This window comes from Acetobacteraceae bacterium (assembly GCA_004843345.1).
Lineage (GTDB): Bacteria > Pseudomonadota > Alphaproteobacteria > Acetobacterales > Acetobacteraceae.
In genome coordinates this window covers 854,928-871,352 of the sequence record CP039460.1, presented here as the reverse complement: position 1 = coordinate 871,352, position 16,425 = coordinate 854,928, and the positions used below count along the sequence as shown (strand labels likewise).

The window sequence follows — 16,425 nt, the reverse complement described above, 5'->3', positions numbered from 1 at the left end:
GCGGTGGAAAAGGCAGGGAGGCAGAGGCTTATGGGGAAGAAAATCACACTTTCTGTCTGCCTGGCGGGAGTTTTCTTTTTGACTGGCACGGTTTGTTTTGCAGGAGAAAGGGCTGTTATTGCGGAAACAGAAGGCAAGCTTTCGGAAATTTCCACATTGACGGAATTAGCTGAAACAGGCGATGCCAAAGCGCAATATGCCCTCGGCATACGTTATCAGAATGGCGATGGGGTAGAGCAGGATTCTGCTAAGGCGGTTTCTTTGTTTCGGGATGCCGCTAAGGGAGATAATGCCAAGGCGCAGTTTCTTTTAGGCCTGTTTTATACAGAAGGGATTGAGGGGCTGCCACAGGATTTTCATCAAGCTGCAGAGCTGTATAAAAAGGCGGCAACGCAGCATTTTGCGCCTGCTAAAGAGGCGTTGCAAAAATTGTATAAAGTCCATCCAGAACTACGTTCTTGAGAGGAGATAAAACATGAAACGGAACGCTAAAAAATGCCTCTAAATAGATTCAAAAAGTCCTTTGGGGCATTGTTGCTTGCCAGCACGCTTTTGATGACGGGCACAAATTGCCAGGCACATCAAGCGCATCTAAAAACAAAGGCTTGGTCGTTGGATTTGGGCATTGTCAGGATTGTCCCTGTGGTGACTTTTCTCCCCATTGTCACCGTTCCGTTTTTGATAATTCCTTCCGTTAAGGAAAACCCAGAGTATAGGGGGTTTGATAATCTTTTGTGGGGAAGACTTTATAATGAAGGTTTCATCGGTATTCCCCAAGATTCTGCCAAAGCAGCGGAATATTATCAAAAGGCAGCGGGGGAAGGGAATGCCGAGGCGCAAATGAATTTAGGCTTTTTGTATGATGTTGGTCGAGGCGTACCCCAAAATTATGAAAAAGCCGCCGAATATTACCAAAAAGCCGCAAATCAGGGGGATGCAGCCGCTCAGTGTAATTTAGGTATTCTCTATGAGAATGGCCAAGGTGTGCCTCAAAATTATGAGAAAGCGGCGGAATATTATCAAAAAGCAGCAGATCAGAAGAATGCAAACGCTCAGTATCATTTAGGTCTTCTTTATGAGAATGGCCAAGGAGTGTCGAAAAATCATGAAAAAGCGATTGAATTATGGCACAAGGCTGCCAATCAAGGGCAAAAAAAGGCTAAAAAAGCGTTAGAAAATCTAACCTCTGGTGTTCAGGACGCTCAAACCGTTTCCCCGGCTCCGAAAAAAGAGGTTTCGGACTCTTTAGGGGACGATACGATTCCAGATTTGACAAAAAAAGCTGACGCTGGAGAAAGAGATGCGCAACTCATGCTCGGTCTTCTTTATGTGATTGGAGAAGGCGGTGTTCCTCAAGATATTCCCAAAGGGATCGCTTATTTGCAGAAAGCTGCCGATCAAGGAGATTCAATTGCGCAAGTCTGTTTGGGATTGGTTTATCAAGTGGGCGCCCCAGGTGTGCCAAAAAATGAGATAAAAGCTCTGGATATTTTTCTCCAAGCCTTGAAACAGGCTGGAGGGCAAGAGGAGGAATGATGCGTAAAGTTCAGAAGGGGAGAAGAAGCCCCCAAACCTATATTGGGACGTTTTTTCTTGCCAGCATGCTCTTGATGGCAGGGACAAATGTCTCAGCGGAAACGCTGGAAAAGTCCGCCCGCCCTTCTTTGAGTTTCTTTGCCTTTTTTCCAACTTTTGTTCTTCCGCCACTTATTGTTTCGATTGTTCCCTCATCGTTGGTTTCCGTTGTTCAAGGTAAGTTTTCAAAGCCTGCGGACGATGAAGAGGCCAAAGTGGCGCAGAAAGAGGGGGCAGCTCAAACAACAATTTTCCAAGAAGAGGCTTCTGAGTTAGCAGCGTCTGAAAGTGAAACGCCTTCAGAGGAAACGGCAAAGCCAGAGACGGAAAAAACAGACGAGACTTCAGATACAGGGGATTCCTCGGCTGAAACAACTTCTGAAGCCGAAACGGAAAGTGAAGAAACAGCCCCGCCCGAGAGCGCCTCCGCCTCAAGCGAAACAACAGAAGTGGCAGAGGCTTCTTTAGAAGAAAAGGCAGAAGCAGGGGATGCAGAGGCCCAATATGATTTAGGTGTCAGCTATGAGAAGGGGAAAGGGGTTCCTCAAAATCACCAAAAGGCTTTGGAGCTGCTGAAAAAATCCGCCGCACAGGGGAATGAGAAGGCTAAAGAGGCCTTGGAAGCCGTTGCTGCACATTCAGACGCTTCTGGAGAGAATGAGGCGTATCTTCCTTCTAAGGAAATGCGGGCAATGATACACCGCGCAGAGATGGGAGATCCTCTCTCTCAGAGTTTGGTAGGGTTTTCTTACGAGATGGGAAAAGGCGTTACCCGCAATCATGCAAAGGCTGTCGAATGGTATCAAAAAGCAGCGGATCAGGGTGATGAAGAGGCCAAGGCGGAACTTAAAAAAATGAAAGCGCAAAAAGCCGCTTAGGGGAACAGGCCTTGTTGGGATTTCACCTTGTGCCTTAAAGTGGAAAATCGGTATATTCAGGTCTCACCGCAGGCCGAGAGAAAAAGGGAAAGAGCATGATGCGTCAGAAAATTGTTGGGATAGCCTTGGTGGCAAGTGCCTTACTGTTTACCAGCTCAAACAGCTTTGCACAGGAAGAGGACGATTATACATCTGGCCTTACCCAGCCAACAGATGCTTCAAATGCCTTGCCAGACCCGTCAGAGTCTTCGGCAGAATCTACGCCTGATGCGTCTTCGGAAGCCGAGCCACCGCCACCGGCAGAGGATATTTCGAGCCTTTCCGCTATTCAGGAAAAAGCGGAAAAAGGTAATTTTGACGCCCAGTATAATTTAGGTGTTCTCTATGCTGAGGGCGGAAAAGGCCTCAAGCAAGACCCTGAAAAAGCGGTCGAATGGTGGCAGAAAGCGTCAGATCAAGACCAAATGCAGGCGCAATATAATCTCGGCCTTGCTTATGAGGAAGGGATCGGGGTGAAGCAGGATTTCACTAAAGCCGCCGAGTTTTATGGCAAAGCTGCCGATCAAGGCGACAAAGAGGCGCAGTATAATCTTGGCATTCTTTATGAAGAGGGCAGAGGCGTGCCTCAAGATTCTGCCAAAGCGGCGGAATGGTGGCAAAAAGCGGCTAATCAGGGGGATTTAGAATCTAAACAGGCCTTGGTAAAACTCTATAAATTACACCCGAATTTACGCCCTCAAACTTAGTCTTTTTAAAAGAGATTAAGTAAAAAATATTAAGCGTGGATTTAAAAACGGCCTCCTGTTTTGGGAGGCCGTTCTTGTTTTAAAAGCTTATTTAGAGATTAGTTTTGAGGCGGATAGACACTGCCTTTTTCAAACCCAACGCCGTGTTTTTGAAATAGCGCCTCAAGATTTTCTCGGAAATTTGGCGCATGAGGCGCTTCTTTCTCGAGGGGCAGGCCGAGTGCGCTGGCCTCACTGTTAATAAATTCTTTCGAGCCTTTCACGAGAATAGCGAGCCAAGCATCGAAATATTTTCCCTCATCAATTTTAGCAAGAGGGGCTTTTTCCAAAAGTTCAAAAGCGCCCATCGGGTCTTCCTTCGCCAATTCTTTGAAATGCATAATGCCAGAGACGTAAAAGCGATAAAGCGCATTAAGAGATTTCTGTCGATCTTCCAAAGACGCTTCGTGGGGAAAGAAGGAGTACAGATCCCAATATTCATCGCACCGTAATAATCTCAGCGGTTCGACATAATAGGCAGCAAAATCGAGGTCAGTCATAATTACCCTTTCAGCTTTTCATTCTTTAACCTTGGAATCTATCTTTATTTAAAAACAAGCTTTAGTCTATGAAAATGATGAAAAAGCCCCCTAATGGGGAGGCAAGAAAGGTGAGCGGAAATGCGTAAGAATCTTTCAAAAACGGCTTTGGCGCTGGGATTTATCGCCCTGACAGGCACGGGCTGTTTGTCCAATGTTAAAAAATATCCTTCAGCGCCAACAGATTCTCCTGCCACAATACCGCTTGATCTGCCTTCCTTAAAGGCAAAAGCGGCCGAAGGCGTGGCAGAGGCGCAGTATCATCTTGGCGCTTTGTATGAGGAGGGGCAAGGTGTCCCTCAAAATCAGGCCAGAGGCTTAGCGTTGTATCAAGCCGCCGCTGCGCAGGATTATGCGCCAGCCGAATATAGCCTTGGCAGTCTTTATGAGGTTGGCAGAACCGTTTCTCAAAATTTGGCGAAAGCCGTTGATCTGTACCAAAGAGGCGCAGCGCATGGCGATGACAAGGCGCAATATGCTCTTGGAGAATTGTATCGGGCGGGTCGGGGGGTGTCCCAGAATTATGCCAAAGTAGCGGAATTTTGGCAGAAATCCGCCTTGCAGGGGAATGCAGATGCACAATATAATCTCGGTCTGCTTTATCAGAAAGGGCAAGGCGTGCCTTTAAATTATTTCCGCACAGCCGAGCTTTGGGAACAATCGGCCAGACAAGGCAATGCCGGGGCGCAATTCGGGCTGGCTGGCTTGTACGGCAGCGGTAATGGGGTTGCGATGGATCAGGCCAAGGCCACAGAACTGTATCAAAAAGCGGCGGAACAGGGATATAGTCCTGCGCAATATACGCTTGGGGTGATTTATCATAATGGCCAAGGCGTTTCGCAAAATTCGGCGAAAGCCGCAGAACTTTGGGAACAGGCAGCGAATCAAGGCAATTCGCAGGCGCAAATGTGCTTAGGCGGTTTATATGTCAACGGATCAGGCGTGCCTCAGGATTACCGTAAAGCGGCAGAGCTGTATCAGAAAGCGGCCAGCCAAGGCAGTTCGTCAGCGCAGAAGGCTTTAGAGTCTTTGTACCAAGCCCAGCCTGATTTGCGTCCTTAAAGTGAAAATGGCAACTTTATGAAAGTCAGAAGAGGAAGAAAAGAGAAAGGTATGCGTAAATTTTTTGCAGGAACGGCTTTGCTGGCGGGGGCTGTGTTTTTAACGGGCACGAGCTGTTTTGCTGGATCGGCCAAAGAGGCTTTTCCGCCATCTTCTAAGCTTCTCACGGCAGGAAGCGCCGATATCCCCACGCTGGAGCATCAGGCGGAGGCTGGCAAAGCAGAGGCGCAATACCGTTTGGCAGTGGCTTATGCAAATGGCGATGGCGTGATTCAAGATTCAGCAAAGGCCGTAGAATTTTATCAGAAAGCAGCAGACCAAGGTGATGTCAAAGCCCAATCAAGCTTAGGTTTTGTCTATGTCTCAGGCAAAGGCGTTGAACAAAATTACCGTAAAGCAGCGGAATTTTTTCAAAAAGCCGCCGATCAGGGAAATGCAGAGGCGCAATATAATCTCGGCCTTTTATATGAACAGGGGCAGGGTGTCCCCCAAAGCTATCCTAAAGCCGCAGAATGGTATCAAAAGGCAGCGGATAAGAATTACAGTATGGCGCAATCGAGCCTTGCGGTGCTTTGCGTGGACGGCAAAGGCGTGCCGCAGGATTACGGTAAAGCCGCAACGCTTTTAGAAAAAGCGGCAGAACAGGGAAACGCCGAGGCGCAATATAATTTGGCGGTACTGTATGCGCATGGTGATGGGGTGAATAAGGATGCGCTAAAGGCCAAAGCGCTTTTGGAAAAAGCCAAGGCGCAAGGAAATTTGCAGGCGCAAGAGCTTCTCGGCCTGTTAGCGCAGGAGGGAAAAGAACCCTCACAAAAATCTACAAATCCAGAGAAAATGTCTTCCAAAGAAGCCAAAAAAGAAGACGTAGAAACGCAGTTTAATTTAGCACTTTTATATCAAAATGGAGACGGGGTTTCCCAGAGTTACAGCAAGGCAGCAGATTATTACGCCAAGGCCGCAGAGAAAAATTATGCGCCTGCCCAGTCCAATCTTGGTGTTCTTTTCGCAACAGGCAAAGGCGTGCCACAGGATAAAGTCAAAGCAGTCGAGCTTTTCCAAAAGGCAGCCAAACAAGGTAATGCGAGCGCCCAATATTGCCTCGGCACAGCCTATGAGCGTGGCGAGGGAGTCACGCAAAATTATGATAAGGCTTTGCTTTATTATAAAAAGGCTGCCAGCCAAAATCTGGCCGTTGCGGAGAAGGCCCTTGAAACGCTCCGTAAATCCCATCCAGAATTACATCATTAAAGAGGATAGAAATGTTGAAAAAGGGAAGTTTAATGGGGGCTTTGGCCTTAGGGGCGTTTTTTCTGACAAATCTGCCAGCCAATGCTGTTCCTGTGCCAAATTCGGAGATTGCCAGCTTTGCTGCTTTGGAACAGCAGGCGGTTTCAGGCGATGCCAAAGCGCAATATCAGCTCAGTATTTTATATGAAACAGGGAAGGGAGCGCCCAAGAATTACGAAAAAGCAGCGGAACTCTTGCAAAAATCTTCAGCGCAGGGCTTAGCCGAGGCGCAGTTTGCGCTTGGCGCAATTTATGAAGAAGGGCGAGGCGTGCCTCAGAGTGATGAACAGGCCGCAGAATGGTGGCTGAAAGCCGCAGATCAGGGACTTGCCAAGGCACAATTTAATTTAGGCCATCTGTATGAAGATGGCAGAGGCGTGCCCCAAAATGATGCTAAAGCCTTAGAATTTTATCAAAAATCAGCGGATCAAGGATCTGCTGAGGCGCAGTATAATCTCGGCGGTCTTTATTTGCGTGGCAAAGGTGTCGCGCAGAGTGACGTACAATGTGCAGCATGGTGGCAGAAGGCAGCAGATCATGGCTTAAAAAGGGCAAAAACAGGTCTCAAGAAACTCTATAAGGCGCATCCAGATTTAAAGTCTAAAAAATAGGCTGGATTGGGATTAAATGCTTTGTCAAAGGAATGAAAGAGGTAAAGAAATGCGTAAAACGCTTATCAAAGGAGCTTTAGCGATAGGGACTTTGTTTTGTGCAAGCTCAATGTGCCGGGCGGAGAGTGTAAAACAGCCTATTATAGCGCAAGCCTCGCCTACCGAGAACGCAAAAATCGCTGTTTTGGAAAAAGAGGCGGCTTCAGGTGATGTGAAAGCGCAGTTTAATTTAGGGCGCTTATATGATGAAGGGGACACAATTCCCCAAGATTACGCCAAAGCAGCTCAATATTATCAGAAAGCAGCGGATAAAGGCTTGATTCAAGCGCAATTCAATCTTGGTAATTTATACGATAAAGGGCAAGGCGTGCCCCAGAATTATTCCAAAGCGATTACCTATTACCAAAAATCCCTCGATCAAGGTTATGAACCTGCCAGAGACGCTTTGGACGAAATTTATGAAAACCATCCAGACCTAAAACCAGAGGATAATTCCTAGCAAAAAGGCTATTTTGTATGCGTCAGAAGCGTTCCTTTGGTATTTTTGTTTTGATTGGTCTTGTGTCTTTGATGGGGGCTATCGGCTTTGCTGTTTTGATGCAGCATCTGCTAGCGCCAGTCGCTTCGGAAGAGGCTTCCTCGAGCGCTTCTTTTGTTACGACACAGGAAACGCAAAGCCCCACTGAATCAGAGAGGACCGTTCAGAAGCGGAGCATAGCGCAGATGCAAGAACCGCTCCCTGATATTCCTGCTTTGAAACAAAAAGCGGAAGCAGGGGACGCCAAAGCGCAATTTGATTTAGGGCTTCTATATGTGGAAGGTATTGGTATGTCTCATAATGAGGCAAAAGCCGTAGAATGGTGGCGGAAAGCAGCAGATCAAGGGGATAGAGATGCTCAATATAGTTTAGGTATTTTGTATTATTCAGGCCGAGGTGTGAAACAAGATTACACCGAAGCAGCGAAATGGTTTGAAAAGGCAAGCCAGCAGGGCTTTAAAGAAGCCCAGCATATGTTGGGGGTTATGTACCTGATGGGGAGAGGTGGCCTACCTAAAAATCATGAAAAAGCAAGAGAGCTTTTTTAAAAATCAGCGGATCAGGGCTATGCTAAAGCAAAAATAGCCTTAAAATTCTTTAGTTTTGGGCATCCAGATTTAGTTCCAGAAAAGTAATTAAAAAATTCTTTTTAGGTCACTTAACTCTCCTTAGGATCGGGGAGATGTTCGAGCTGTTCTGTGAGGGAGGTAGCTAAGGCTCGGATTTTAACCCATTCGGGAGAGTAAAGGCAGTCCTCTATCGTGTCATAGGCGCTATCCCCCGGAAGCTCCATAGCCTGTTCTACAAACTCGGTCATATCATCTCTGAGGCGAGGGGGGAGTTTATCGTAATAGGTTTCGAGCCATTCATCTACGGTGTAGTCGTCTAAAGCAAAGGCACACATTTCTGCTGCGCTAGAGGCAAAAAATTCGTCTCCATAAAAAGATCTTTTCTGATGATCCAAATCGGAAAAGTCCTTAATAATTTCTTTTACGAGATCGAACCAATTAGGGGGTCTTTTCATTTCTTCACCTCATTTCGGTGGATAGACGTTTCCTTTTTCAAATCCTACGCCATGTTTTTGGAAATAGGCAGTAAGATTTTTGCGATAGTCAGGAGAGAAAGGTTCATCGGAATCTAAGGGGATACCAAGGCGACTGGCCTCTGTTTCAATAAAGAAATCAGTTCCCCTTACTCGCAGAACCATCCAAGCATCATGATATTTGTTAAGATCAACGGCTGCCCAAGGCGCATTTTCTAAAAGTTTAAATGCTTCCATAGCGTTATTTTTGTCAAAATCTTCAAATTTCATAATGCCAGAATGGTAAAAGCGATAAAGTGCATTAAGCGCTTTCTGGCGCTCAAGAAAGGACTCTTCTTCTGGGAAAAGCCAATATGTATCCCAATACTCAGGATATCGTAGGAATTTTACGGATTCAGCGTAGTAGTTATAAAAATCTTCGTCTGTCATTCAATTCTCCTTGGGATCTGGGAGATGTTCGAGCTGTTCTGTGAGGGACGCAGCTAACGCTCTGATTTTAACCCATTCGGGAGAATAGAGAGAATCTTCGAGTGTCTCATAGGCGCTATCCCCCGGAAGTTCTATAGCCTGTTCTACAAATTCCGTCATATCATCTCTGAGACGAGGGGGAAGTTTGTCGTAATAGGTTTCAAGCCATTCATCTACGGTGTAGTCATCCAAGGCACACGCACACATCTCTCCTGTGCTTGCAAGGAGACCGTCACGGCCATTAAACGCTTTTTCTAAAAATTCTAAATCAGAGAAGTCTTTAATGATTTCTTTGACGAGTTTGAACCAATTAGGGGGTCTTTGTTGTTCTGTCATAATTAAATTCCTCATAGGGGATATGTGCTTCGGCGGAGCTTTGTTTTACAGGATTGCCATCTTTATCTCGATAGGTTCCGTTTTGGTTACGTTTGGTATAGGGTTTTCGGCGGTAGCTTTGAGGCATTTTAGGATGGCCTTCCATAACTCGAACGTGATTATTTGTATTATTTGGTTCATACCAAATCACGCCAGCATCATCTTTTTGTTTTTTCCTGCTTTCACAACCCAATCCTCTGGGACGCCTTTAGGACGTTTTGCAAAAAGTTCAGGGTTGCGTTCTTGAGTTTCTCTAAGGCGTGCAGCCTGTTTTTCTTCTGGTGTTGGTTCGGATATGTTTTCATTATTTGTTTCAGTTTGTCTATCATTATTTTTTTTCTTTCGTTGTTGTCGTTTTTTGTTCAGATTCCGCCTCTGTTTGAGGTTTTGCCTCTTGGGAGGTGGCAGGGCTTGCCTCTTTCTCGGAGGGGTCGCTGAGCGGTTTTGGCGCTTCGCTTTTGCCGAGAGGGGTAGGCTCTGTTTTGGGAGAGATTTGCTTGCTTGGTTTAGAGCTGCGAACCGCCTTATAGACGGTTTCAATTCCTTTTCGGATGAGCTTTTTTTGCACCTTGCTACTGGCGGCTTTTGCTGCCAGTTCCGCAGGTAACGCTACTTCTCCTTCCCCCGGAACAAGTAAATTTAAGCCCATTCCGGCGTATTCAGTCGCATCTAACAGGCCATTGAGGATTTTGGTGCTTTGTTCAAGGGACGCTTCCTCTTCAGGTGACAAATCGCTTTCTTGGCGATTTTCTGTCTTGTTGCTTTCTGCGGTTTGGGAAGTGGCTTGAGAATTTTCTTCCTTTTTAGATTTTTCTGCTGTTTTTTCTAAAGCAGGCGAGGGAGAGGATGTACTAGCCCCTGCTTCGCCCATGTCTTTCTCTGCAAAAGTCCCATCGGAGAGGCGGGGATGTTCTGCCTCTTCCCAAAGGGCATCTGCTGCGCCTTTGGGATCTGGAGGATTGGTTTTTGTCTCTTCCGCCGTTGGTTGCGGCAAAGGGCGTGAGAGGTCAAGGCTGGCATAAAGGCTGTTTTTCTCATGTTGCAGGCGCTCCCGTGCCTCTTCTGGTGAAAGGATACCGTTTTTGAGATTGATGCCATCAATTTCCGCTTTGCTTTTTTCAAGGCTGGCCTGTTCTTGGGGATCAAGCTGCCAGAGCGGTTTAAACTCAAAAGAAAGCGCTGGATCGATTTCGCCCCAGAGATTGAGCTGACAGAGTTTAAAAATCTGATGCAGGACAGGGCGTAAATTCGCCTGCTGAAAGGCTTTGATTTCATCATAGAAAACACGGATTTCCCCTTCTGAAGAGGCGTTCAGACCCTTGGGGGTAACGCCAAACAGCTTCACGAGTGGAATGCCAGGGATTGCGGCCTGTGCCTCCATTGACTGAGATTGCAGCGCATCCAGTCCGCCAAGCGGTGTGGAGATGATTTTAATGTCTTCGCTTTCTTTATCAGCGATAATCGTGTCTTGTCCTTCGGAAAGGGCTTGTAAAAGCTTTGCTCGTCCTGTGAGGCCAGAGGCATTGACAAAACCGCCGAATACATCATCAGCAGGGGCGCTCATATTCGCGGCCATATCGGTTTGCAGAACGAGTTTGGAAAAATTCGCTACAATATTGGCAACAGAATTGCGGATACGCAGATAATTATGGGCGTAGGGTTTTAACTGCTGGGTTAAAGAAAGCCCGCCAAAATTAAAGGCAGGCTTGAGCAAATCTGAAACTTCATACGGTACCATCTGTAACAGGCGAGAGCGGTGAACCAGTACGCCTTGCACCCACCAATGTAGGGGCTTGTAATAATCGGGCGCAAGCGGATTGTCCGCACGGTAGCTGTTAGGGGTCATCCAAATCGGCTCAATCAGGCGCAGTTCTTTTAAACTGTCTTTTGCAATTCCGTTTGGGGTCGCTGAAAGCGGTATTTTCTGCTCTTCGCTGGTGAGTGGATCGCCCTCAATCTCAATCCAGAGATGCGCAATGCCGTAAAGGAGCGATTGCTCCATCATTTTTTGCAGGAGAGAGCGGACATTCAGTCGTTCAAACTCATTTTCAATTTCTTTAAGCCGTTGCGCTGTTTTGTTTGTTGTATTGCCGTTATAGGGCAGGGCGCTTTCGCCAGTTGATTGAAAGCTAATCCATTCTCTGGAGGCTTCACGGGCAATCACATGGCACGGCTTGCGAAGTTCGGGACGGTTGGCCATTTCCGCAAGACTTGGATAGCCAAGGAAAACAAGCCCATCTTCAAAGGCCGCTTTTAGAATACCGCTTTGGGAAAGGCTGTTTTGTGCCCAATCGGTCAAGGCTGGCGCAGCGGAAAGGGCGCAATCCATGCCGATTTGAGCTGTTCTTTCGCCTTCAATCTCGCCCCGAACATTCGGAGGCGCTTGATAAGGCGCATAGAGATTTTGAAGAAATCCTTGCTCTTTTGGCGTGTTTAAAAGCGTTTCCGCCTGCCATTGCGCAAAGCGTCTGGAGGGGGTCTCTTTTGCTTGTGTCACATTGGTGTTTGGTGGCGTTAAAGAGGGGTCTGTTTCTGTTGGTATTGTCTTTTTCCAAAATGGAAAAAGTTTGAGATAAGATTTTAGATTAAGCATTTAAGGGCCTATTATTTTAGATTTAAGTTAATAAGAGATTTATTTGTTTTTTACTTTTGTTTATTTATCGTTTTATTTAGAAAAACGTACGGTAGCGTTTTTCTAAAAATCTTTGCACGCAGAAGAAGTTTGGGGCTATGAAATGGGTGCAAGAAGTGCTGTAAATACAGCCAAGGGAGAGAGGTTTTTGTTGAAACCTTCTGGAGAAGAATCCCTTGCAGCGCACAGATGCTGGCGCTATTTACCGATAGACATGAATTGAGGGAATTTTGACAAATTTTTTACCACATTTCTTCTCCGCCGAATGGGTCAATCAGCATGAAGCGATGATTATGATGCATGCGGCAGGTATTCAAATTATCTCCTCTGTTTTGCAAAGTGTTTCAGGGGTTGCCACCTTATTTGTGATGGGCGGTATTATGTGGATGCAGGTGCGTGCCCAGCAGCAGCAGGTTTCCCTTTCAGAAAAGACGCATGCAGTAACGGAACAGACCTACCGTGTTGCGCAAATCCAAAAAGATATGACCCATAGCCAATATGAAACCAGCATGATTCAAATCCGTTGGAATGTTTGGCGGAGCTATGATTCGCAAGTGTCAGAGGTTCTTAATCAAATCCGTTCCGTCTTGCAGGGGCAATCTGATGATCGGGATGAGGCGCTTGATATTTATTCGCAGCTTCATTCTGCCGGGTATCAGCTTGTCTGGACTTTTGGCGCACAGCCTGTTGGCGAACAGGTGAGTGAGATTGACAGCGGTCTTGGCGTTTTACTGCGGGCTGTGTGCGTCAAGGCCAATACAGGTCGAACCGATTTAAATACGAGTTTTTTCCTTTCCTCCCGTGTTAAAGATCAGGAAGTCACGCAGGAGCAAATTGACCTTTGGAAAGAATATGCCCCCCGTATTACGTCTGCTTTAGATAAAATTGTTCAAAATATTGGGCCTTTCATGCAGATTAAAGACCCATTTTTGGTGCATCAGGCAGGGGAGGAACAGCCTGAAACTGATGGAGAAGAAAATATGTCCGATGCGCCAGAAGAGATTTTTGAGATGCCTTCACGAGAAGATGTGCCTAGGGCACAGCCTGCCTCCTCTGCGCCTCCTGTTGCTTTAAAGCCAGTGCCGGAAGAGATTTTGCCTGCGCCAATGCCTATAAACGCTCCTGAAAAGATGGCGGTCGAAAGCCGAGAGAAGGAGGAGGCGCGCGCCAAATTTTAAAAAAGAAATTCCGCCTTTAGAAGAGATTGATTTTACCCTTAAAAAAGGGTGAGATGAAATAGATCTGTTTTTGAAAGAAAACGCTGACAATCTTCTTTTAAGGGAGAGGAATAATGGAAAAAGGTTTAAGATCGAAAGATTTTTTTAAAGGTCTGCTGGTCTCCGCAGTGGGGTTTGCTGTTTATAAATATCTCCGCCATAGGCAAGAGACGCATGCGCTTCTCTCCCATTGTTTTAAAAGTCTGGCAAACGCCAAAAAGACGGCTACTCCTTTAGAAGATGCGCCGGATATGTCGATCCTTTTTCTCAATTTTTTAACAACGCAACAGCCAGAAGTGATGGCGGCTTTTTTAAAATTGATTCGGATTAGTCAAACGCCTCTTGAGAGCTATATTGCCGCCTTTGAACATCCAGTGCATCGGACAAAATTTAAAAGTATCTTGGCCGATATTTCTTTTATGGTGTTTGAATGTTCTAAAATTCCAGAAGGCGAGGGAAAGGAAAGCGCAGAATTATTTATTCGAGATGCTTATGTGCCCAGACTTTTGAATGATCTTTCTGATTTAAGCCATGAAATTGAAGCGCTATGAGATAATTCGAGGGATTGAGAGAGAGAAAAGACGCCTCTCTCTTTCGTTTTTTGATAAAAAGGGCGTACAAAGGCTAAAGTATAGAATATCTTTTTAGCATGTTGAGGGTGGATGAACGGTTTTTTTACGCTCGATCAGAGCTTGTCTCTTCTGATTATCGTGACTTTTCTCGGGATTGTGCTTCTTTGGTTTGCGGCTCGGGCCGTTCGGGCGATTGCGCGCGAGATGTATCATGTTGCACGGACGCAGGAAAATATTGCCAGAGAACAGTTTGAAAATGATTTAATCCGAACACGATGGCAGGTCTGGCGGAGCTATACCAATGAAATTATCGGCTTGGCAGACTGGTTTAACCAAATTCGATCTGCTTATATCAAAGATCCGAATGCTGATCTCGTGATTAAATATGACCAAAATGGCGCAGAAATGATCTGGGCGTTTGGGTATGAGGAAATCGGCGTTGAGGTCAGCACAATGGGCGAAATTGTTGAAAATTTGATGACGCAAATCCGTCCGCCAATGGCTAAGCTCAGAGAAGCTTGGAAATTGGAAGGGGCAGAGCGTGAGATTGAAATTCATAAAAGCTGGTCAGAGGTTGAAAATATTTGGGACAGTGTTTCTCCCCGGATTTTACGCAAGCTCAAAGAGATTGAGTTAAAAATTCGTGCTAAAATGCCGCTTCATACGGAACCGCTTCCGCTCAAAGAGCGGGAACGTCTTAACCGAAAATGGCTAAAAGCTGAACAGTCCCGGCAGAAAAAACCTTTTTGGAATTTTTTCCGCAGAGAGAAAAAAGAGAATGATTCCATTCTGAAATTATAGGATTTTTTACAAAGATGCGAAAAATGTTAGGAAAGTAGGCATGAGTTTCGAGATGACACCGACAATCTATTCAAAATTACGTAAAAATGAGATCCCGATTGCCGTTGGTGCTTCTTCTTGGGGTGGTTTGACCTTTACGCTGTTCGAAGTGGCGCATACAGGTTTTTTGGTTGCTTTTTTAATTTCTTTTTTACCGGGGCTAGCAATGGCTTTTTTTACTAAAAATTTTATGAAATCTCACCATGAGGAGGATGTGGAGGAGGCGACGCATAGCTTAAATGAAGAGCTGCATGAAACGCAGATTGAAATTAAGCATCTTAATGATAATTTTCATGATTTTTCAGAGCATCTTTCAGAGCTTTTGGCAGGGCAGCGTTCAGCACCGCAGAATGTCTCTTCTTCCAAAGTGATCGCTGCCTATGAGCCGCCAACAGATGAGGCGCTGACAAGTCTTTCAGATAATTTAAAAACCCATCAGAAAATTCATAAATCTTTTGCGCTTTGGCAAGAATATAAGCAAACCGTGATTGCTTTGCTCGACCGTGTGGAAAATGGTGATGGGGACGGTATTGTCAATGCCCATACGGCGCATTTGGAAAAAATGCGCTACCAGCTGGCAGAGCGTGAATTTTTATATTTTCACCCGGGTTCTGTGATTGCCGAAGCCGTTGCTGAAATTGACTTTTTTCTGCCAACTATTTGGAAAAGAACCAAAGAATATCGCGAGCTTTGTGAATATCTGCAAAAGCTTTTAGCCGATGGGGCATGGCTCTCTGCGGAGAAAAAAGAAAAAATCAAAGAATATGAAACCGCTGTCGATCGCTGCCATAAGCAAATTGAAAAAGATACAGAAGAAGTTTTTAACAATTTAGAAGTGATTTTTGAGGCGTTATAAAAATTTCGAGAGAGAAGGCGCTCCGTCCCGAGAGACGGGCATAAGGGAGGTTAGAAATGGCTGTTTTTCGTGCAAATAAAAAGCTTGGCGCCGATGCCGAACATGAGTCGTCCACCGCAGAAGGGCTTTCTGTATTGAAAGAGCTTGCCATGCGCCGATTGGACCTTGCCCAGAAAAATTATGAGCTGCTTAAAATCAAGGGTAAAATCAATGCGGCCCGTTTTGCCAATGAGCTGGTCGCCGTTCGCTGGACTGTTTGGACAGATTATGTCCGCAGGATTTTCTTTGTGCTTGAGGCGACTGATAGTTTAGATGAGGAAAAAATCGAGGAAGCCAACCGTTTGATTGAAACCATTATCGTGACCGATAAGCTCAAATGGACATTTGAAATCCCTGAATTGCATAAAGAAGCGGATTTAATCCTTTCTTCAGCAGCAAAACTAAGCATGGATGATCTGGATTTAGATAATGTGCCAGAGATTACAGCCGATATGCGCCGTTCTCTTAATAAAATTGATCAGCTGATAGCCTCTTTGATGAAAGTGCGCACAGAAGTCTAAAACGATTTTTTTGAAAAAGCGTGTAAAAAACCCCGCCATTTTCGTGATGGCGGGGAATTCCACTATAATAAGTATAGTTCTAATATTCTAAATTTATAGGTAGCGATACGATGGCGATGAATGTAGTCATAACGCCACCAGAGTTGCTTTAGATAACTCCGAACCCTCACTACATTTTTATTTATTCCATAAGCGTATTTGAGATACAAGATAAAAAAACATTTTGCGTTAAATCTGCCTCTAAACTGTGTTTTTAAAACACACTCTGAAAAACGAAGCCTTGGATTTCTAGGGATTTTTTGTTCTTTTATTTTTATAAAATACTTTCGAATCGTTAATTAGGCCGTTTTTTGTCCTCTTTTGGGTCAATAAGAATCGTTTCAATCCGATCAAATAAGGGCAGCGGCTTTTGCTTCTTTTCGCTTTCTCTTTCGTTGCATAAATGTCCCACAAACCATTTTCGGGCATCAATGCGGAGTTTAGCAAGGTTGAGTGTTTCGGGTGTGGCCTCATCAGCAATTGAAATGATTTCAGCGCTTAAGGTCTCAAGATCGAAGGCAGAAGAAGATAATGTCATAAAAATTC

General features: G+C 45.5%; 21 protein-coding genes. 14 read left to right on the top strand and 7 right to left on the bottom strand.

The genetic code is table 11. From position 1 onward, the window contains the following. Positions 1-30 precede the first annotated feature (30 nt). From FAI40_04380 to FAI40_04365, 4 genes are all read left to right on the top strand, one after another. Positions 31-462, top strand: coding sequence for a sel1 repeat family protein (locus tag FAI40_04380; protein ID QCE34644.1), 432 nt, complete (start codon positions 31-33; stop codon positions 460-462). A 33-nt stretch (positions 463-495) separates the two neighbouring features. After that, a complete protein-coding gene (locus tag FAI40_04375; protein ID QCE34643.1) occupies positions 496-1,536 on the top strand; it encodes a sel1 repeat family protein in 1,041 nt (346 codons plus the stop codon). Then, positions 1,533-2,453 carry a sel1 repeat family protein gene (locus FAI40_04370; protein QCE34642.1) on the top strand — a complete coding sequence of 307 codons (921 nt, stop codon included), beginning with the start codon at positions 1,533-1,535 and terminating at the stop codon, positions 2,451-2,453. Before FAI40_04375 ends, FAI40_04370 begins: the two co-directional genes overlap by 4 nt. Before the next feature lie 95 nt (positions 2,454-2,548). Next, the gene (locus FAI40_04365) at positions 2,549-3,199 is read left to right on the top strand and encodes a sel1 repeat family protein (protein ID QCE34641.1); all 651 of its coding nucleotides are present in this window, start codon (positions 2,549-2,551) and stop codon (positions 3,197-3,199) included. A gap of 98 nt (positions 3,200-3,297) precedes the next feature. Here the strand turns inward: FAI40_04365 and FAI40_04360 are convergent, their stop codons facing one another. Further along, on the bottom strand, positions 3,298-3,738 hold the full coding sequence (locus tag FAI40_04360; protein QCE34640.1) for a hypothetical protein: 441 nt from the start codon (positions 3,736-3,738) through the stop codon (positions 3,298-3,300). A gap of 120 nt (positions 3,739-3,858) precedes the next feature. Here FAI40_04360 and FAI40_04355 point away from each other — a divergent pair, with 120 nt between their 5' ends. Genes FAI40_04355 through FAI40_04335 form a run of 5 tightly spaced genes read left to right on the top strand, consistent with a single transcriptional unit; the run spans position 3,859 to position 7,826 of the window. Further along, a complete protein-coding gene (locus FAI40_04355) occupies positions 3,859-4,839 on the top strand; it encodes a sel1 repeat family protein (protein QCE34639.1) in 981 nt (326 codons plus the stop codon). A gap of 18 nt (positions 4,840-4,857) precedes the next feature. Next, entirely contained in the window at positions 4,858-6,090 is a 1,233-nt protein-coding gene (locus FAI40_04350) for an SEL1-like repeat protein (protein QCE34638.1), read from the top strand. 11 nt (positions 6,091-6,101) lie between these two features. After that, positions 6,102-6,740, top strand: coding sequence for a sel1 repeat family protein (locus tag FAI40_04345; GenBank protein QCE34637.1), 639 nt, complete (start codon positions 6,102-6,104; stop codon positions 6,738-6,740). Between the two features lie 16 nt (positions 6,741-6,756). Then, on the top strand, positions 6,757-7,239 hold the full coding sequence (locus FAI40_04340; GenBank protein ID QCE34636.1) for a sel1 repeat family protein: 483 nt from the start codon (positions 6,757-6,759) through the stop codon (positions 7,237-7,239). Between the two features lie 17 nt (positions 7,240-7,256). Beyond that, a complete protein-coding gene (locus FAI40_04335) occupies positions 7,257-7,826 on the top strand; it encodes a sel1 repeat family protein (GenBank protein QCE34635.1) in 570 nt (189 codons plus the stop codon). 110 nt (positions 7,827-7,936) lie between these two features. Here FAI40_04335 and FAI40_04330 read toward each other — a convergent pair whose 3' ends face one another. The 5 genes from FAI40_04330 to FAI40_04310 form a co-directional block, all read right to left on the bottom strand. Continuing rightward, a complete protein-coding gene (locus tag FAI40_04330) occupies positions 7,937-8,302 on the bottom strand; it encodes a hypothetical protein (GenBank protein ID QCE34634.1) in 366 nt (121 codons plus the stop codon). A 9-nt stretch (positions 8,303-8,311) separates the two neighbouring features. After that, the gene (locus tag FAI40_04325) at positions 8,312-8,749 is read right to left on the bottom strand and encodes a hypothetical protein (GenBank protein QCE34633.1); all 438 of its coding nucleotides are present in this window, start codon (positions 8,747-8,749) and stop codon (positions 8,312-8,314) included. Next, positions 8,750-9,124: a hypothetical protein gene (locus FAI40_04320; protein ID QCE34632.1), complete on the bottom strand. Its 375-nt coding sequence runs from the start codon at positions 9,122-9,124 to the stop codon at positions 8,750-8,752. Further along, a complete protein-coding gene (locus FAI40_04315) occupies positions 9,099-9,356 on the bottom strand; it encodes a hypothetical protein (protein ID QCE34631.1) in 258 nt (85 codons plus the stop codon). Before FAI40_04315 ends, FAI40_04320 begins: the two co-directional genes overlap by 26 nt. A 135-nt stretch (positions 9,357-9,491) precedes the next feature. After that, the gene (locus FAI40_04310) at positions 9,492-11,756 is read right to left on the bottom strand and encodes a DUF1073 domain-containing protein (GenBank protein ID QCE34630.1); all 2,265 of its coding nucleotides are present in this window, start codon (positions 11,754-11,756) and stop codon (positions 9,492-9,494) included. Positions 11,757-12,025: 269 nt separating this feature from the next. On the opposite strand from FAI40_04310, the gene FAI40_04305 reads away from it, so the two are divergent. The 5 genes from FAI40_04305 to FAI40_04285 all read left to right on the top strand — a co-directional run bounded on the left by FAI40_04305 (position 12,026) and on the right by FAI40_04285 (position 15,840). After that, on the top strand, positions 12,026-12,973 hold the full coding sequence (locus tag FAI40_04305) for a hypothetical protein (GenBank protein ID QCE34629.1): 948 nt from the start codon (positions 12,026-12,028) through the stop codon (positions 12,971-12,973). 113 nt (positions 12,974-13,086) lie between these two features. Beyond that, positions 13,087-13,563 carry a hypothetical protein gene (locus FAI40_04300; protein ID QCE34628.1) on the top strand — a complete coding sequence of 159 codons (477 nt, stop codon included), beginning with the start codon at positions 13,087-13,089 and terminating at the stop codon, positions 13,561-13,563. Between the two features lie 111 nt (positions 13,564-13,674). Next, on the top strand, positions 13,675-14,385 hold the full coding sequence (locus tag FAI40_04295; GenBank protein ID QCE34627.1) for a hypothetical protein: 711 nt from the start codon (positions 13,675-13,677) through the stop codon (positions 14,383-14,385). Positions 14,386-14,425: 40 nt separating this feature from the next. Then, a complete protein-coding gene (locus FAI40_04290) occupies positions 14,426-15,280 on the top strand; it encodes a hypothetical protein (protein QCE34626.1) in 855 nt (284 codons plus the stop codon). 56 nt (positions 15,281-15,336) lie between these two features. Next, on the top strand, positions 15,337-15,840 hold the full coding sequence (locus FAI40_04285; GenBank protein QCE34625.1) for a hypothetical protein: 504 nt from the start codon (positions 15,337-15,339) through the stop codon (positions 15,838-15,840). A 334-nt stretch (positions 15,841-16,174) separates the two neighbouring features. Here the strand turns inward: FAI40_04285 and FAI40_04280 are convergent, their stop codons facing one another. Beyond that, positions 16,175-16,417: a hypothetical protein gene (locus FAI40_04280; GenBank protein QCE34624.1), complete on the bottom strand. Its 243-nt coding sequence runs from the start codon at positions 16,415-16,417 to the stop codon at positions 16,175-16,177. Positions 16,418-16,425: the final 8 nt, after the last annotated feature.

Coding starts and splice junctions, on each gene's coding strand:
- FAI40_04380 (QCE34644.1), top strand. CDS start 31: ATGGGGAAGAAAATCACACTTTCTGTCTGCCTGGCGGGAGTTTTCTTT.
- FAI40_04375 (QCE34643.1), top strand. CDS start 496: ATGCCTCTAAATAGATTCAAAAAGTCCTTTGGGGCATTGTTGCTTGCC.
- FAI40_04370 (QCE34642.1), top strand. CDS start 1,533: ATGATGCGTAAAGTTCAGAAGGGGAGAAGAAGCCCCCAAACCTATATT.
- FAI40_04365 (QCE34641.1), top strand. CDS start 2,549: ATGATGCGTCAGAAAATTGTTGGGATAGCCTTGGTGGCAAGTGCCTTA.
- FAI40_04360 (QCE34640.1), bottom strand. CDS start 3,738: ATGACTGACCTCGATTTTGCTGCCTATTATGTCGAACCGCTGAGATTA.
- FAI40_04355 (QCE34639.1), top strand. CDS start 3,859: ATGCGTAAGAATCTTTCAAAAACGGCTTTGGCGCTGGGATTTATCGCC.
- FAI40_04350 (QCE34638.1), top strand. CDS start 4,858: ATGAAAGTCAGAAGAGGAAGAAAAGAGAAAGGTATGCGTAAATTTTTT.
- FAI40_04345 (QCE34637.1), top strand. CDS start 6,102: ATGTTGAAAAAGGGAAGTTTAATGGGGGCTTTGGCCTTAGGGGCGTTT.
- FAI40_04340 (QCE34636.1), top strand. CDS start 6,757: ATGCTTTGTCAAAGGAATGAAAGAGGTAAAGAAATGCGTAAAACGCTT.
- FAI40_04335 (QCE34635.1), top strand. CDS start 7,257: ATGCGTCAGAAGCGTTCCTTTGGTATTTTTGTTTTGATTGGTCTTGTG.
- FAI40_04330 (QCE34634.1), bottom strand. CDS start 8,302: ATGAAAAGACCCCCTAATTGGTTCGATCTCGTAAAAGAAATTATTAAG.
- FAI40_04325 (QCE34633.1), bottom strand. CDS start 8,749: ATGACAGACGAAGATTTTTATAACTACTACGCTGAATCCGTAAAATTC.
- FAI40_04320 (QCE34632.1), bottom strand. CDS start 9,124: ATGACAGAACAACAAAGACCCCCTAATTGGTTCAAACTCGTCAAAGAA.
- FAI40_04310 (QCE34630.1), bottom strand. CDS start 11,756: ATGCTTAATCTAAAATCTTATCTCAAACTTTTTCCATTTTGGAAAAAG.
- FAI40_04300 (QCE34628.1), top strand. CDS start 13,087: ATGGAAAAAGGTTTAAGATCGAAAGATTTTTTTAAAGGTCTGCTGGTC.
- FAI40_04295 (QCE34627.1), top strand. CDS start 13,675: ATGAACGGTTTTTTTACGCTCGATCAGAGCTTGTCTCTTCTGATTATC.
- FAI40_04290 (QCE34626.1), top strand. CDS start 14,426: ATGAGTTTCGAGATGACACCGACAATCTATTCAAAATTACGTAAAAAT.
- FAI40_04285 (QCE34625.1), top strand. CDS start 15,337: ATGGCTGTTTTTCGTGCAAATAAAAAGCTTGGCGCCGATGCCGAACAT.
- FAI40_04280 (QCE34624.1), bottom strand. CDS start 16,417: ATGACATTATCTTCTTCTGCCTTCGATCTTGAGACCTTAAGCGCTGAA.